Origin of the sequence: Pseudomonas sp. B22129 (assembly GCF_044218875.1) — a bacterium.
Lineage (GTDB): Bacteria > Pseudomonadota > Gammaproteobacteria > Pseudomonadales > Pseudomonadaceae > Aquipseudomonas.
Window position 1 is genome coordinate 5,666,206 of sequence record NZ_CP162592.1, and the last position, 15,157, is coordinate 5,681,362.

The window sequence follows — 15,157 nt, forward strand, 5'->3', positions numbered from 1 at the left end:
CCGGGACTACCGCGAATGCTCCTGGAACCAGCTGGCAACGTGGCCGACCGTACGGTCAACCACATCCGGCTGTTCGTAATACTGGAAATGATTCGTGCCGTTTTCCCAGATCAGCTTTTTATCGGCAGTTGGAATCGAATCGAAATGCCGCCGCGCCGCTGCCGGGTTCATGCAGGTATCGGAGTGCACCACCAGCGCCGGCTTTTCCAGCTTGGCCACGCCAGGCACGGTGGTGTAGTCGAAGTGGTCCAAGTCACTCATGATGGCGTAGCGGTTTTCCCAGCCTTTCAGCGTCCAGGGGCCGTACCAGCTCCAGATCAAGGGCCCTGGCAACCCCGCAAGCGACCCCAACTCCGCGCTGACCAGCGGCTGGTACACAACCTCGCCGGTAGCCTCGTAGCGGGCCTTGGCCTCTTTCGCACGCTCGAGGCGGGCTGCGAGCAACGCCTCCAGTTGCTCGGTGGTGGGAGCGGTCGCGGCATCGAACGGGTTTTCACTGACGCCCGCGGCGAGCATGAACAGATCCGTTTCGCGGTCGCGGTAATACCCGGTCACCGCCGCAACGGCGCTCACTCGAGCATCATAGGAAGCGATGTCCAGCATCTCGGGGCCGCCCTGGCAAATGCCCAGCAGGAACACCCGCGAGCGGTCGATATCCTGGCGCGTCAGCAGGTGGTCGAGTGCCGAGACAACATCCTCGTTTTTCATTTTCGGGTTTTCCAGGCGCCGTGGCATGCCACCACTTTCGCCAACGGTGCGCGGGTCGAATGCCAGCGCGGCGAACCCTTCGTCTGCCAGCCGAGTCGCGTACTGGGTGGGTGCCTGCTCCTTGGAAAATGAATAAGGCCCCAGGACTACCACCACGGGGAAAGGCCCCTGCCCCTTGGGCCGGTAGAGCACGCCGACCACGTCGTCGCCGTGGGAGTCGAATGCGATCTTTTCAGCCGTGTAATTACCGTGAGTGGACATATTTACGCCTCCAGCGTCGTGAGTTTTCCGAGCTTATGGGATACTCGTTGACGCGAATATGGCCACAATACTTGATAAATACATGAGCAACTCTCACCAGTTAAAAGGCGTGGATTTCTTCACACTGGCCGTGTTTCTTGCGGCGGCCAGGCACCTTAATTTCCGCGCAGCGGCCGTCGACCTGGATGTCACGCCTTCGGCTGTCAGCCATTCGGTGAAGGCGCTGGAGCAGAAACTGGGGGTGCGCCTGTTCAACCGAACCACGCGCAGTGTGTCGTTGACCGATGCGGGTGAACGGCTGGCCAAGAAGCTGAACCCGGCGATGTCTTCAATTGCCGATGCGATGCAAGAGGCGGATGACAACCGCGCGGTGCCCAGCGGCACCATCAGGATCAATGCCAGTGAGGGTGCCGTACGCATGATTTTTCGCCCCGTGCTCGCCCGTTTCCTGCGCGAGCACCCCTCGATTCATCTGGACGTAGTGACCGACGGCAAACTCAGCGACATCACCGCTGACGGGTTCGACGCCGGCATCCGGCTGGCTGACGCCGTGCCCCAGGACATGATCGCCATCCGCCTGACGGACGACATCCGCTTCGCTGCCGTAGGATCACCCGCCTACTTCTCGGCACGCGGGCGCCCCCATACACCTCAGGATCTTGACCAGCACGACTGCATCCGCTTCCGTTTTGACAGCGGCGCTATTTATCGGTGGGAGTTTGAACGCCAGGGCCGCAAGGCCGTGATCAACGTCAACGGCCCTTTGACGCTGACGGATCAGCCGTTCATGGTCGAGGCCGCAATGGATGGCATCGGCATCGCCTTCGTGCCCGAGCACCTGGCCCTTGAGGCACTCGCGCACGGCAGGCTTGAACGTGTACTGGAGGACTGGTGCCCAAGCATGCCCGGGCTATGCCTGTATTACTCTGGGCACCGTCATGTATCGGTGGCGCTTCGCGCACTGATCACGGCTGTGCGCCGCGCCGAGCCCTGAGGTTGCCGCGCGGTGATCAACCCGACAAATGAAATCACCAGCGCCAACCCAATCGTCGAAGACACCTCAAAGCGATGCTCGGGCGTCACCAGCATCACTGTCAATGCGGCGCAAATGAAGGCGATCACCAACCAGGTCAGCCAGGGAAACAGCCACATCTGAAAGGTCAGCGTGACGTTGCGACGCTTTAGAACCTTGCGCATGCGCAGTTGCGAAATCGCGATCACCAAGTACACCAGCAAGGCAATCGCACCTGAGCTGGCCAGCAGAAACTGGAACAGCCCGGCCGGCATGAAGTAACTCAGCAGCGTCACCCCCGCCCCCAGAATGGTGCTGGCGATCACCGCCGCCCGGGGCACGCTGGCCGCCGAGGTTTTCTTCATCAGCGCAGGGGCGTCTCCGCGCTTGCCCAGGGAAAACAGCATGCGTGAAGCAATATAGATGGAGGAGTTCATGCAACTGGCCACGGCGATCAACACCACCCCGTCAACCAGCAGCTTGGCGTGGGGAATGTTCATCAGTTCCAAGGCGCGCTGATAAGACCCGACCGAGGCCAGCAACGGGTCGTCCCAAGGCACCACGGAAATCACCACGAAGATCGACAACAGGTAAAACACGCCGATACGCCACATCACCGAACGCGTGGCCCGGGCGATGTTCTGCGCCGGGTTGCTCGACTCGGCCGCCGCGATGGTGACCGCCTCGGTGCCGATAAAACTGAACATGATGGTGATGAAAGCACCCACCACTGCCGACAGCCCGTTGGGTGCGAAACCGCCGTGCTGCTCCATCAAACGGCTTAAACCGCCCGCCTCTCGCTCGGGAATCCAGCCCATCAACACGGCAAAGCCCAGGCCGATAAAACCGATGATCGCGATGACCTTGGCCATGGCAAACCAGAACTCGAACTCACCGTACTTGGAGACGCTGAACAGATTGGTGACCACCAGCAAAAAGATCGACAACAAGGCAAACAGCCAGGCGTCGATCTGCGGGAACCACTGGTTGAGGATATGCCCTGCGGCCAGGGCTTCGATGGGAATCACCAACACCCAGAACCACCAGTACAGCCAGCCAATGGTGAACCCGGCCCAACGGCCTATGGCCTGGTCGGCGTAGGTTGAAAATGAGCCGGTGTCGGGGTTGGCCACGGCCATCTCGCCGAGCATGCGCATGACCAACACCACCAGCAGGCCCGAGAACAGATAGGCCAGCAGCACCGCCGGCCCTGCCGCCGCAATCGCGTGCCCGGAACCGACAAACAACCCCGCCCCGATAATCCCCGCGATAGACAGCATGGTCACATGGCGCGGTTTGAAACCTTGCGCCAACTGGGCGTTTGAATCATTGGAGTTCAGGCTATCCATTGTTTTCTTATTCTCGGTGATCGACGTCAGGGCGTACTGACTAAGGCGTCAGGCGATCATCATTTCCTAATGATGGGTCACCTTACGCGGCATGACTTCACGGAAAACAGCCTGAAAACGGCAGGCATTGGCCTGATATCGACATAGCTTGCTGCACGGGCGCCAGCGGTTGGATGTGAACCGGCACCTATTTGTGGTGCGGTGTGCGGCTCAGCGGGTCGCCACAGACGCCGGTGCCACAGGGTTCCAGCCACCGCCGAGCGCCTTGAACGCAGCGACTGCGGCCCGTGCCGCTTCGGTTTGTGCCTGGGCCCGGGCATCGGCGGTTTGCAGCAGGCTGGCCTCGGCATACAACACCTCGATCTGGCTCGCTGCGCCGTGCCGGTAAGCAGCGGACGAGGACTCCACCGCCCGCGAAAGCGATGCTTCGCCCTGCACCAGTGTGCCGGCCTGCTCCTGGTGCCGGGCCAGGGATGAAAATGCGTTCTCAACATCCTCAGTGGCACGTAGTGCGGCGAGGCGGTAGGCGGCCAAGGCTTCGGCGTCCCGGCCTTTGGCGAGATTGATCTGCGCATCGATGCGGCCGAAATCAAACAGCCGCCAGCGCAGCCCCAGCACACCGGCCGACTGGCTTGCTCCACCGGTAAACAGGTTGCCACTGGAAATCGCCGTGGCGCTGCCCAGCAAACCGTCGAGGGAGAATTTTGGGTAGTACTCGGCAATCGCTGCGCCGATTCTGGCGTTGGCGGCTATCAGCCGGCGCTCGGCCACGATGAGGTCCGGGCGACGCTGAAGCAGGTCGGCAGGCGAGCCGGTTTTAGTGATGGGTGCCGCAATCGGAATCGAACTTACCGCTTCAAACTCTGCACGATGGGTTCCGGGGGGAGCCCCCACCATCACATCCAGCGCGTTCATGGCCGTCTCAACGCCGTTTTGCAGAACGGGCACCGTCGCCTTGACCTGCAACAGCGCGCCCTCGGCTTGGCGCACCTCATACTCGGCGGCCAGCCCTTTTGCATATAACAGTCCGGTTTTCGCCAAGAGCCCCTGCTGGGCCTCGACCTGCTGCCGGGCGATCTCCAGCCGCGCCTGCAAGCCACGAATGGCGATATAGGTGTCCGCCGTCTGCGCTGCCACCGCCAGCCTGACCGCCGCCAAACCGGCTTGCGAGCCCTGGTAATCAGCCAGCGCCGCTTCGCGGTCACGCCGCAGGCCGCCGAACACATCCACTTCCCAACTCGCCGTCAGGTCAGCTTCATAGGCACTGCCCGAGCGGTTATACCCGGGGCTGGCATCCAGCACTTGCCCCAGTGGCGTTTCTACCGACTGATGGGCGCGCGCGGCGGAACCGCTGACCGCGCCCGAGGGCAGCAAGGCAGCGTTCGCCGCCCCAAGCCCGGCCCTGGCTTGCAACACCCGCGCCGAGGCTTGTGCCAAATCGAGGTTCTGCGCCAGCGCCGTTTGCACGAACTGCGTCAACAGCGGGTCGCTGAAGGTCTGCCACCAGGTCGCAAGCGCTGCAGCGCTTTGGGCGTCATATCCTGCCGACTGCTCCAGGTAGTGGTTCGAGAGCGGCAGGTCGGGGCGCCGATAGTCCGGGCCAACCGCGCAACCGGCAAGAAGACTGGCACCCAACACGAGTGCGAAAGAATGACGGGGAGACATGGCTATCCTGCACAGTGGGCAAACGAGTGACCATATTACGACATGGTCACTCGTTGTCAACACGGTTCAATGGCGGTAGCCTAACCGGCATGACCAAGACATCTCTTCCCGCCCCAACACCGCTTCGCGGCCCCTCGGATCACGACGTCAGCGTCCAGATCGTCGAGGCGGCCAGCCAGCATTTCGGCCTCTATGGCTACGAAAAAACCACCGTATCCGAGCTGGCCAAGGCCATCGGTTTCTCCAAGGCCTACATCTACAAGTTCTTTGATTCCAAACAAGCCATTGGCGAAGTGATCTGTTCAAACCGCCTGAACATGATCAAACAGATTGTCGACGAGGCCATCGCCGATGCGCCCTCAGCTTCGCAAAGGCTGCGCCGCATGTTCAAGGCGCTGGTGGACGCCAGCCGCGACCTGTTCTTTCATGACCGCAAGCTCTACGACATCGCGGCCACGTCCGCCGGGGAAGCCTGGCCTTCCTCGGTCGCTTATGAGGCGCATATCCGCAGCCTGATCGCCCAAACCATCCGTGAAGGGCGTGAAGCCGGCGAGTTTGAGCGCAAGACCCCGCTGGACGAGGTCAGCAATGTGATTTACCTGACCATGCGCCCCTACGTCACGCCCCTGTTGCTGCAATACAACCTCGACAATGCCGAGGAAGCCACCCTTCAACTTTCCAGTTTGATATTGCGAAGCCTTGCCCCCTGATTTTCATTTTTGTGACCATTGACTAAATTGGTCACAAGTATAAGCTGTGGATCCTGCTCCCTAGGAAAGCGATCCCATGCTTGCGCGAAAATTACCCTCGTTGGCCCTCTGCGTACTGCCGCTTGCGCTGGCAGCCTGCAGCGACGAACCCCCCCCTGCTGACCCGCGAATCGACCCGCCGCTGGTCAGGGTCAGCGCTGTTCAACCCGCCTCGGTCGCCTCGCGTTCATTCACCGGCACGGTTGCCGCCCGCGTCCAGAGCGACCTGGGTTTCCGTGTATCAGGCAAGGTGCTGGAACGGCTGGTCGACACCGGGCAAGCGGTCAAGCGCGGGCAACCCCTCATGCGCCTGGACCCCATCGACCTGCAACTGCAGGCGCGCGCCCAGCAGGAGGCGGTCAGCGCCGCTCGCTCGAGTGCCCGGCAAACCGCCGATGATGAAGCGCGTTACCGGGACCTGGTCGCTGCGGGCGCTGTGTCCGCCTCGGCTTATGATCGGATAAAGGCGTCGGCCGACTCGGCCAGGGCTCAACTCAGCGCGGCAGAAGCCCAGGCCAACGTCGCGAAAAACGCATCGGGTTACGCTGTTCTGCTGGCGGATGCCGACGGTGTGGTGGTGGACACGCTCGCCGAGCCAGGGCAAGTGGTCAGCGCCGGGCAGCCAGTGGTGTTGCTGGCACGGGCCGGGCAACGCGAAGTCATCGTGAACCTGCCGGAAACCCTGCGCCCGGCCATCGGGTCGGTGGCGCAAGCCCGGTTGTACGGCAGCGAACAAACCTCCGTGCCGGCAAAGCTGCGCCAGCTGTCCGATGCGGCTGACCGTGCCACACGCACCTTTGAGGCCAGGTACATACTCGAAGGTGCGCTCGCCAGCGCCCCGCTGGGCGCCACCGTGGCGGTCGACATTCAGGGCGATGCCACCCCCGCGCAAACCTTGCAAGTGCCCCTCGGTGCGCTGTTCGATCCGGGCAACGGCGCAGGGGTCTGGGTGGTCGATGGCAATGCTGCGAAGGTGACGTGGCGGCCCGTGCAGGTAGTGGGGCTGGGTGACGACAGCGCACAGGTGAAAGGCGACCTCAAGCCCGACGAACACGTGGTCTCCCTCGGCGCCCACCTGCTGCATGAAGGCGAGGCGGTCAGGCTGCCGGATCAAGGCGGCATCGCTGAAGTTCAGCCATGAAGCAGAGTCGCTTCAACCTCTCTGCGCTGGCGGTCCGCGAACGTTCCATCACGCTGTTTCTGATCGTGTTGATTTCCATCGCCGGCGTGCTTGCCTTCCTCAAGCTTGGGCGAGCCGAAGACCCGCCCTTCACCGTCAAACAGATGACCGTGGTCACCGCCTGGCCTGGTGCGACCGCCCAGGAAATGCAGGATCAAGTCGCCGAGCCCCTGGAGAAACGCCTGCAGGAACTGCGCTGGTACGACCGCGCCGAAACCTACACGCGCCCGGGCCTGGCCTTTACCGTGATTTACCTGCTCGACAGCACGCCGCCTTCCGAAGTCGAGGGAGAGTTCTATCAGGCGCGCAAGAAACTGGGCGACGAAACCAAAAACCTGCCACCCGGCGTCATGGCCCCCATTCTCAATGACGAATATTCGGACGTCACCTTTGCGTTGTTTGCCCTGAAGGCCAAAGGCGAACCGCAGCGCCTGCTGGTGCGCGACGCTGAAGCCTTGCGCCAGCAACTGCTGCATGTGCCAGGCGTAAAGAAGATCAACATCATTGGCGAGCAGGCCGAACGCATTTTCGTGTCGTTCTCCCATGACCGCCTTGCGACCTTGGGCATCGCGCCCCAGGACATCTTTACCGCGCTCAACAGCCAGAACGTGCTGACACCGGCCGGGTCCATCGAAACCTGGGGGCCGCAAGTGTTCCTGCGCCTGGACGGTGCGCTCGACAAGCTGGAGAAAATCCGTGAGACCCCCGTCACCGTAAAAGGCCGGACGCTGAAGCTTTCAGACCTGGCGACGGTTGAGCGTGGCTACGAAGACCCGGCCACCTTTCAAGTGCGCAACAACGGTGAGCCCGCGTTGCTGCTGGGGGTGGTGATGCGTGAGGGCTGGAACGGGCTGGACCTGGGCAAGGCGCTCGACGCCGAGACCGCGAAAATCGGCGCCACCCTGCCCCTGGGCATGACGCTGAGCAAAGTGACGGACCAATCCGCCAACATCCATTCGGCGGTCGATGAATTCATGGTCAAGTTCTTCGTCGCGCTGTTTGTGGTGATGGTGGTGTGTTTCATCAGCATGGGCTGGCGTGTCGGCATCGTCGTGGCGGCGGCCGTTCCACTGACCCTGGCAGCGGTGTTCGTGGTGATGGCCGCCACCGGTAAAAGCTTTGACCGTATCACCCTGGGCTCGCTGATTCTGGCGTTGGGCCTGTTGGTGGACGACGCCATCATCGCCATTGAAATGATGGTGGTGAAGATGGAAGAAGGCCATAGCCGCCTCAAGGCCTCGGCCTACGCCTGGAGCCACACCGCCGCCCCCATGTTGGCCGGCACGCTGGTCACCGCCATCGGGTTCATGCCCAACGGGTTTGCCCACTCAACGGCGGGCGAGTACACCAGCAACATGTTCTGGATCGTCGGCATTGCGCTGGTCACTTCCTGGGTGGTGGCGGTGGTGTTCACACCCTACCTCGGGGTGAAGATGCTGCCGGACATCAAGCAGGTGGAAGGTGGCCATACGGCCCTTTACAACACCCGCCACTACAACCGGTTTCGCCGGGTGCTGGCGCGCATCATCGCCAGAAAATGGTGGGTGGCCGGTGGCGTAGTGGGGTTATTCGCCCTGGCGATTGTGGGCATGGGGCACGTCAAACAGCAGTTCTTCCCCACCTCCGACCGCCCCGAAGTGCTGGTGGAAGTGCAGATGCCGTATGGAACGTCGATTGCGCAGACCGCTGCCGCCACCGTGAAAATCGAAGACTGGTTGAAGAAACAACCCGAGGCAAAAATCGTCACGTCCTACATCGGCCAGGGCGCTCCGCGTTTTTATCTGGCGATGGCGCCGGAACTGCCTGACCCCTCGTTCGCCAAGGTCGTGGTGCTGACGGGCAGTGAGGAAGAGCGCGACACACTCAAGCTCAAACTGCGCCAGGCTGCCGCTGACGGCTTGGCGTCCGAAGCGCGTGTGCGCGTGACCCAGCTCGTGTTCGGCCCGTATTCGCCCTTTCCCGTGGCCTACCGCGTCATGGGGCCAGACCCGCAGAAACTGCGCGCCATTGCGGCTCAAGCCGAGGCGATCCTGCGCGCCAGCCCGATGATGCGAACCGTCAATACGGATGGAGGGCCCAGCGTACCGGCCCTGCACTTCACCCTCGACCAGGACCGGCTCCAGGCCGTGGGCCTGACCTCCAGCTCGGTCGCATTGCAGCTGCAATTCCTGTTGACGGGCGTACCGCTGACCGCAGTTCGCGAAGACATCCGCTCGGTACAAATCATGGCGCGTTCGGCAGGCGACACGCGGCTTGACCCCGCCAGAATTGCCGGCTTTACCCTGACAGGTGCGGCCGGGCAGCGCGTGCCGCTGCCCCAGGTGGGCACGGTCGATGTGCGCATGGAAGCGCCCGTGCTGCGGCGCCGCGACCGCACGCCCACCCTCACGGTACGCGGGGACATTGCCGAGGGCTTGCAGCCGCCTGAGGTCTCGGTCGCCATTTTGAAACAGCTGCAACCGCTCATCGACCAGTTGCCGGCCGGTTACCGGATCGAGCAAGCCGGCGCCATCGAAGAGTCCGGCAAGGCCACCCGGGCCATGGCGCCGCTGTTCCCGATCATGATTGCGCTCACCCTGCTGATCATTATTGTGCAGGTGCGTTCCATTGCCGCCATGGTGATGGTCTTCGCCACCAGCCCGCTCGGCCTGATTGGCGTGGTACCGACCCTGCTCCTGTTCCAGCAGCCTTTCGGCATTAACGCGCTGGTAGGCCTGGTCGCGCTGTCCGGCATCCTGATGCGTAACACGCTGATCCTCATCGGGCAGATTCACAACAATCAACAGGAGGGGCTGGCGCCGTTTGATGCGGTGGTGGAAGCCACCGTGCAACGTGCCCGGCCCGTCTTGCTGACCGCCGTGGCAGCCATTCTGGCGTTCATTCCGCTGACCCACTCGGTGTTCTGGGGAACCCTGGCGTACACCCTGATCGGCGGCACGTTCGGCGGCACGCTGATGACTCTGGTCTTTCTCCCGGCCATGTATTCGATCTGGTTCAAGATCAAGCCGGCCACTCCCCCATCAACTTCTGCACCTGAAAACACCCAACCGCTAACCGTCACCCCCTAGCAGGAGAATCACCATGCACATCAAAGATTCCATTGCGCTCGTTACCGGAGCAAACCGTGGTTTGGGCAAGGCTTACGTCAAGGCACTGCTGCATGCCGGGGCAAAAAAAGTGTATGCCGCCGCCCGCGACATTGGCAGCATCGAGGCGGCCCCCGGGGTTGTGCCGCTGAAGCTGGATGTCACCAAGACGGAAGATATCGAGGCGGCAATCGCCCTGGCCAAAGACGTCACCCTGCTGATCAACAATGCCGGCATCAACGGGCGCAATGGCCCATCCGCCGGCAACATTGATATCGACACGCTGCGCCTGGAACTCGAGACCAACGCCATCGGCCCGCTGGCGACCAGCCTCGCCTTCGCACCGATCCTGGCCGCCAACGGCGGCGGCGCGATCGTCAACATGCATTCGGCCCTCAGCTGGATCAACCTGCCCAACACCATTACGTATTCCGCCAGTAAAGCGGCGGTCTGGTCGCTGACCAACGGCCTGCGCCTGCAACTTGCCAGCCAGGGAACCTTGGTGGTCGGTGTTCATGTGGCCTTCGTTGATACCGACATGACACGTGGGCTGGAAGGTGTTCCGAAGGCGGATGCCGATGAGGTTGTGTCACGCGTCTTGAGTGGCATCGAGAAAGACGAAACAGAAGTGCTGGCCGATGGAACCGCCCAGGCCATCAAGCAAAACCTGAGCAACGGGATTTACCTGCGGCCTGTCGCCTGATACGCCCCCTTGTGGTGAGCGGGCAAGCCCTGATGGGCATTAGGACCTGCCCGCTCACCACAAAAGCGCGCTCACCGTTCAAAAGCTGAATAGGGTCCCCAGCGGATTGAAAGCATTCTGCCGATCCAATAACGTCACGTTTTAAAGGCGACCACCATGACCACGCTCCAGGATTCCGCCCCCCTTCCCGCGCCTTCGCACGCACAGTCTGCCGCCAAGCTTCGAGCCCGCGAAGCGATGCTGCATGGCCCCCTTTTTGCCACGATGATGGCCTTGGCACTGCCCACCATCGGTGTACTCGTCGCCCAGACACTGGTGAACGTGGCCGAGACCTTTTACGTGTCGCGCCTGGGCGCCGACGCACTGATCGGTGTCGCCCTGGTCTTTCCCGTGTGGATGCTCATGACCATGATGTCTGCCGGTGGTATTGGCGGCGGCGTCGCTTCAGCCGTCGCGCGGGCAACCGGCGCCGGGCGCCATGAAGACGCAAACGCGCTTGTGCTGCACACGCTGGTGACCGCCGTAGCCTTCGGCCTGCTGTTCTCGGTGCTGGTGATTGGCCTGGGCGGCCCGCTGTATCGGGCGCTGGGGGGAACGGGCGAAGCCCTGCATTCAGCCCTCGTCTATTCCGCTTTTATCTTCCTGGCCGCCGTACCGATCTGGGTGGTCAACCTGCTATCGGCCGTCCTTCGCGCCATTGGCAACGTGCGGGTTCCGGCACGGATCACCTTTGCCGGCGTGGCCGTGCTGATCCCGCTTTCGCCCTTGCTGATCTTTGGCCTCGGGCCATTCCAGGGCTTCGGCGTGGCCGGCGCCGGCATCGCCGTCACGCTTTACTACTGCGGCGCCGCCATCGTGATGTTGCGCTACATGGCCAGTGGGCAATCCGGGCTGCGCCTGTCTCGCGGTCGCCTGCGCTGGTCATTGTTCCGCGACATTCTGACGGTCGGCCTGCCCGCCGCGCTCAATACCCTCCAGTTAAACCTGATGGTCCTGCTGGTGACCGCCGCCGTCGGCCGCTTCGGTGTGGATGCGATTGGCGGCTACGGCACCGCCTCGCGGCTCGACTATGTGCTGGTGCCGATTCTGTTCGGGCTCGGAACGGCCGTGCTGACCATGGTCGGCACCAACGTCGGCGCCGGCCAGCTCGAGCGTGCGAAAAAAATCGCCTGGCTCGGCACCCTTGTCAGCGTGGGTTTCACCGAGACCGTCGGCCTGCTCGTCGCGCTGCTGCCCTGGCTGTGGATCGGGCTGTTTTCTCATGACAGCGCTGTGGTGGAGACCGGCTCGCAGTATTTCCATATTGTTGCGCCCTTCTACGCCGCCAACGGCGTGATCTTCGCACTCAGCTTCGCGGCCCAGGGCACCGGCCGAATGGGCTGGATTTTCTTTGCCGGCGCCGTCCGGCTGGTCATCGCCGCAGGTGGCGGATGGCTGGCGGTGACGGTGTTCGGCGTGACCACGGCCGGGCTGTTTGCCATCGTTGCGCTGGCTTTGGTTGTTGCCGCTGGCATGTGTGGCGCGGCGATGTATTTCGGCGGCATGTGGCCGTCTACCGGCAGACGCAGCGCTTGAGCACCAGGGAGCGTGGGTGCTCTGTCGACCGACCGTCAAACTTGAATCTCCAGAAGCCCGTCAAAAAATGAGTGACGACAAATCAAAATAACTGTATATACATACAGTACCTGCTCGTAATGACCGCTGAAGTTGCATTCGATCCGGATCAAATGACGCGGCGTTACGCTGCAGGGCAAATGGCTGTATGACGGCAGTCATAGGCCTTGGGTTGTTTCGACCCGCACTCAAGCACGAACTTTACTTAAGGATGAGTAATATGAACGATGATTTGAAGCAATCAGGCTCTACCACCACCTCGCAACCCACCACCTCACTGGAGCAGGTCAAAACCGGGCGGGTCCTGGATTTCTCCTGGTTACCCAACCTCAACACCACGAGCACCGTCGTCTCGGCGGATTTTGTCGATTACAAGGTCGATACGTCGCTGGCCAACCCGACAGGTGACAGCCACTCAATTGCACGGTTTACCTATGCACAGGGCAAAGGTGGCGGTCAGATCAGTTCGCTGTTTCTGGAAGAGCTGCGTGCAGGTGTACGCGACAACACCCAGGTCGGGCTGATGATCGGACGCAAATGGGTAATGGATCCCGGCTCCCAAGCCTCCGGTAGCGTCGGTACCTTCGTGGTGGAGCAATTCGATGACATGCGCGCCAGTGTCAATTATGTCGGCGCTTTCGCCCGTGTCTTCGCCGACCCCAGGATGGTCACCTACCACGCCGGCGGCCACGTGCACACCAATGTGTCGATCACGGCCAGCAGGCCCTTGACCATGGCGGATTCAGGCAAGTCGATTCTGGTGATCAGCAACACCGACGTCACACTGACGCTGGGTGACGATGTGGTTGAAGGTTTCAAGGTCACTCTGATCCAGGCAGCCGCCGGCAGGATCAACATCGCAACCTCGAGCAGCCATACGATCTACAGCAACGCCGGGGGCCGTACGCGCACGCTCAACCCGCTGGATGAGCTGGAAGTCAGCACCTTCCCGGCCGGTCCGGTGTTCCTGGCCTTCCGGGTCAGACCTACCGCCTGACGTTGTACCGCGCGCTGGCCTGGGAGGTTCTCAAGGCCAGCGCCACAGGTATGCCTACCACCGGGCACCGCTCATGAAATGCTCATGATTTTGCCGCACACGTTTCAGCGCTTGCGCATGCAACTGTGAAATCCTTCCTTTGGAAAGACCCATCAACTCACTGATCTGCGTGAAGCTTAAGTGTTGATAGTAGTGAGCAACGATCACCTGCTGTTCGTTGGGCGGCAGCTGCCTCACGCATTCATTCAGGTGGTCATGGTTTTGCTCCACCTCGTACACATTCAAAGGGTTACTGGCCTCAGGCTCATGATCAATGATGCCTGACTCCAGGAACAGGCCAAACGCCAACCCTATCGCTACGTTAGCAACGTGCTCCAGATCGCTCGCGCCTTCGTCCTCACTGCCAGACAGGCTCACAAGACGGTCCTGGTGGATTTTCCGGCTATCGCGTACGTAACACGCCAGGCCTTTGAGTACATTGCCTTTCACATAGGGTTCGGCATAGGCCTGAAAGCGGGTCTTCAATAACGGATTAAATCGGTCGATGGCTTGCAGCAAGCCGATAGACGCCAGATTCACGTAGTCGTGCCACTCGGCGAGTGGGTGGGGATATCGCACGTACAGCAAGCGCGTAATCATGCGCAACCACTGCCCGTAAAAGAAAAACAGATGGCTGCGGGCATCGCTGGATTTTTCGCTCAGCCAAGCCTGCCAAAGCGAAAGCTCATCGGTTTTGTCAGACTCTTTTTCCGGTTCCATGGAGTGGGTCGACTCTGGCTAACCCAAACCACGCATCAATGTCTGGGCGATCAACCCCCAACCATCGATGAGCAGGAACAGCATGATTTTCAATGGCAGTGAAATAGTGATGGGCGGCACCATGATCATGCCCAGGGACATCAAGATAGAGGCCACGACCAGATCAATGATCAAAAACGGAAGGAAAATCATGAAGCCAATCTGGAAGGCGACCTTCAACTCGCTCAGCATGAAGGCAGGCACCAATTTGACGGGGAAGAGGCCGTCCGGGCTTGAGGGCAGTGGCGCCTTGGCCAACTCGTAGATCAGCCGCAGATCAGACTCATGGGTTTGACGGACCATAAAGTCACGGATTGGCACCCAGCCTTGCCGGGTGGCCTCCTCCAAACCGACCTTGCTGGCCAGAAACGGGCGAACACCCGCGTCATAGGTTTTTTCCAGGGTAGGCGCCATGGCAAACAAGGTCAGAAACATCGACAGCACGATCAACACGATATTCGGTGGCGTTTGCTGCAGGCCAAGCGCCTGGCGCGTCAGTGACAGCACCACAATATTTCGGGTGAAGGTGGTGAGGGCGATCACCATGAACGGCACAAACGACAGGGCTGTCAGCAGCACCACGATGCTGACGGGCGACTGGATCTGATTGATGTGCAGGCTGCCCCACTCGGAGAAGTCGTCGGCGGCCAATGCCGTCAGCGGCAGTAACCCCAGGAGCAAAAGCGCAAGGCCTCGGATCATCACGATTGAGCATCCAGAACAGGCGCAGAGGCAGGTTGGCTGAGTACCGTCACCGTCGCCCCGTTGGATGATTCCGTGACCAATACCTGTGCCCCCTCCGCGCGCACCAGGTAGACCTTGGTTTTGGTCGATAGCCTAAGCGCTCGGGTACAGTTCAATTCTGCAGTCGGCGCACTTGCACTGCCCGTGGCCTGACGCTTGGCGTACCAACGCATGACCAGGTACACAATGGCCAGCAATAAAGCCGTCACCAACAGCACCTTGATCATGAGTACAAACGACACCGGGTCGCTCTGGCGAAGCGGCAAGCCCAAGGGCTGGGAAGTCATGTCT

13 protein-coding genes are annotated in these 15,157 nt (G+C 61.4%); 7 read left to right on the forward strand and 6 right to left on the reverse strand.

The features are described 5' to 3' along the window. Nucleotides 1-6: 6 nt before the first annotated feature. The gene (locus AB4P94_RS25635; protein WP_395608083.1) at nt 7-969 is read right to left on the reverse strand and encodes an alpha/beta hydrolase; all 963 of its coding nucleotides are present in this window, start codon (nt 967-969) and stop codon (nt 7-9) included. A gap of 82 nt (nt 970-1,051) precedes the next feature. On the opposite strand from AB4P94_RS25635, the gene AB4P94_RS25640 reads away from it, so the two are divergent. Beyond that, the gene (locus tag AB4P94_RS25640; protein WP_395608084.1) at nt 1,052-1,963 is read left to right on the forward strand and encodes a LysR family transcriptional regulator; all 912 of its coding nucleotides are present in this window, start codon (nt 1,052-1,054) and stop codon (nt 1,961-1,963) included. On the opposite strand, the gene gabP is transcribed toward AB4P94_RS25640, so the two are convergent. Further along, nucleotides 1,906-3,330 carry a GABA permease gene (gene gabP, locus AB4P94_RS25645; protein ID WP_395608085.1) on the reverse strand — a complete coding sequence of 475 codons (1,425 nt, stop codon included), beginning with the start codon at nt 3,328-3,330 and terminating at the stop codon, nt 1,906-1,908. The two genes, AB4P94_RS25640 and gabP, sit on opposite strands and share 58 nt — an antisense overlap. Before the next feature lie 210 nt (nt 3,331-3,540). Continuing rightward, nucleotides 3,541-4,995 (reverse strand): efflux transporter outer membrane subunit, encoded by a 1,455-nt coding sequence (locus AB4P94_RS25650; protein WP_395608086.1) that lies wholly within the window; start codon nt 4,993-4,995, stop codon nt 3,541-3,543. 89 nt (nt 4,996-5,084) lie between these two features. On the opposite strand from AB4P94_RS25650, the gene AB4P94_RS25655 reads away from it, so the two are divergent. The 6 genes from AB4P94_RS25655 to AB4P94_RS25680 all read left to right on the forward strand — a co-directional run bounded on the left by AB4P94_RS25655 (nt 5,085) and on the right by AB4P94_RS25680 (nt 13,324). Further along, complete coding sequence (locus AB4P94_RS25655) at nt 5,085-5,705, forward strand: TetR/AcrR family transcriptional regulator (RefSeq protein ID WP_395608087.1); 621 nt, start codon at nt 5,085-5,087, stop codon at nt 5,703-5,705. A gap of 76 nt (nt 5,706-5,781) precedes the next feature. Further along, complete coding sequence (locus AB4P94_RS25660) at nt 5,782-6,885, forward strand: efflux RND transporter periplasmic adaptor subunit (RefSeq protein ID WP_395608088.1); 1,104 nt, start codon at nt 5,782-5,784, stop codon at nt 6,883-6,885. Continuing rightward, nucleotides 6,882-9,992 carry an efflux RND transporter permease subunit gene (locus tag AB4P94_RS25665; protein ID WP_395608089.1) on the forward strand — a complete coding sequence of 1,037 codons (3,111 nt, stop codon included), beginning with the start codon at nt 6,882-6,884 and terminating at the stop codon, nt 9,990-9,992. Before AB4P94_RS25660 ends, AB4P94_RS25665 begins: the two co-directional genes overlap by 4 nt. Before the next feature lie 13 nt (nt 9,993-10,005). Further along, on the forward strand, nt 10,006-10,713 hold the full coding sequence (locus tag AB4P94_RS25670) for an SDR family oxidoreductase (RefSeq protein ID WP_395608090.1): 708 nt from the start codon (nt 10,006-10,008) through the stop codon (nt 10,711-10,713). A gap of 156 nt (nt 10,714-10,869) precedes the next feature. Beyond that, nucleotides 10,870-12,288, forward strand: a complete 1,419-nt coding sequence (locus tag AB4P94_RS25675; RefSeq protein WP_395608091.1) for an MATE family efflux transporter — start codon at nt 10,870-10,872, stop codon at nt 12,286-12,288. 259 nt (nt 12,289-12,547) lie between these two features. Continuing rightward, on the forward strand, nt 12,548-13,324 hold the full coding sequence (locus AB4P94_RS25680; protein ID WP_395608092.1) for a hypothetical protein: 777 nt from the start codon (nt 12,548-12,550) through the stop codon (nt 13,322-13,324). 54 nt (nt 13,325-13,378) lie between these two features. Here AB4P94_RS25680 and AB4P94_RS25685 read toward each other — a convergent pair whose 3' ends face one another. From AB4P94_RS25685 to AB4P94_RS25695, 3 genes are read right to left on the reverse strand one after another with little or no spacing between them, the layout of a single operon-like run. Then, nucleotides 13,379-14,083, reverse strand: coding sequence for a sigma-70 family RNA polymerase sigma factor (locus tag AB4P94_RS25685; RefSeq protein ID WP_395608093.1), 705 nt, complete (start codon nt 14,081-14,083; stop codon nt 13,379-13,381). An 18-nt stretch (nt 14,084-14,101) separates the two neighbouring features. Then, nucleotides 14,102-14,824, reverse strand: coding sequence for a flagellar type III secretion system pore protein FliP (gene fliP, locus AB4P94_RS25690; RefSeq protein ID WP_395608094.1), 723 nt, complete (start codon nt 14,822-14,824; stop codon nt 14,102-14,104). Further along, nucleotides 14,824-15,153 carry a hypothetical protein gene (locus AB4P94_RS25695; RefSeq protein ID WP_395608095.1) on the reverse strand — a complete coding sequence of 110 codons (330 nt, stop codon included), beginning with the start codon at nt 15,151-15,153 and terminating at the stop codon, nt 14,824-14,826. Before AB4P94_RS25695 ends, fliP begins: the two co-directional genes overlap by 1 nt. Between the last annotated feature and the right edge of the window lie 4 nt (nt 15,154-15,157).

Coding starts and splice junctions, on each gene's coding strand:
- AB4P94_RS25635 (WP_395608083.1), bottom strand. CDS start 969: ATGTCCACTCACGGTAATTACACGGCTGAAAAGATCGCATTCGACTCC.
- AB4P94_RS25640 (WP_395608084.1), top strand. CDS start 1,052: ATGAGCAACTCTCACCAGTTAAAAGGCGTGGATTTCTTCACACTGGCC.
- gabP (WP_395608085.1), bottom strand. CDS start 3,330: ATGGATAGCCTGAACTCCAATGATTCAAACGCCCAGTTGGCGCAAGGT.
- AB4P94_RS25650 (WP_395608086.1), bottom strand. CDS start 4,995: ATGTCTCCCCGTCATTCTTTCGCACTCGTGTTGGGTGCCAGTCTTCTT.
- AB4P94_RS25655 (WP_395608087.1), top strand. CDS start 5,085: ATGACCAAGACATCTCTTCCCGCCCCAACACCGCTTCGCGGCCCCTCG.
- AB4P94_RS25660 (WP_395608088.1), top strand. CDS start 5,782: ATGCTTGCGCGAAAATTACCCTCGTTGGCCCTCTGCGTACTGCCGCTT.
- AB4P94_RS25665 (WP_395608089.1), top strand. CDS start 6,882: ATGAAGCAGAGTCGCTTCAACCTCTCTGCGCTGGCGGTCCGCGAACGT.
- AB4P94_RS25670 (WP_395608090.1), top strand. CDS start 10,006: ATGCACATCAAAGATTCCATTGCGCTCGTTACCGGAGCAAACCGTGGT.
- AB4P94_RS25675 (WP_395608091.1), top strand. CDS start 10,870: ATGACCACGCTCCAGGATTCCGCCCCCCTTCCCGCGCCTTCGCACGCA.
- AB4P94_RS25680 (WP_395608092.1), top strand. CDS start 12,548: ATGAACGATGATTTGAAGCAATCAGGCTCTACCACCACCTCGCAACCC.
- AB4P94_RS25685 (WP_395608093.1), bottom strand. CDS start 14,083: ATGGAACCGGAAAAAGAGTCTGACAAAACCGATGAGCTTTCGCTTTGG.
- fliP (WP_395608094.1), bottom strand. CDS start 14,824: ATGATCCGAGGCCTTGCGCTTTTGCTCCTGGGGTTACTGCCGCTGACG.
- AB4P94_RS25695 (WP_395608095.1), bottom strand. CDS start 15,153: ATGACTTCCCAGCCCTTGGGCTTGCCGCTTCGCCAGAGCGACCCGGTG.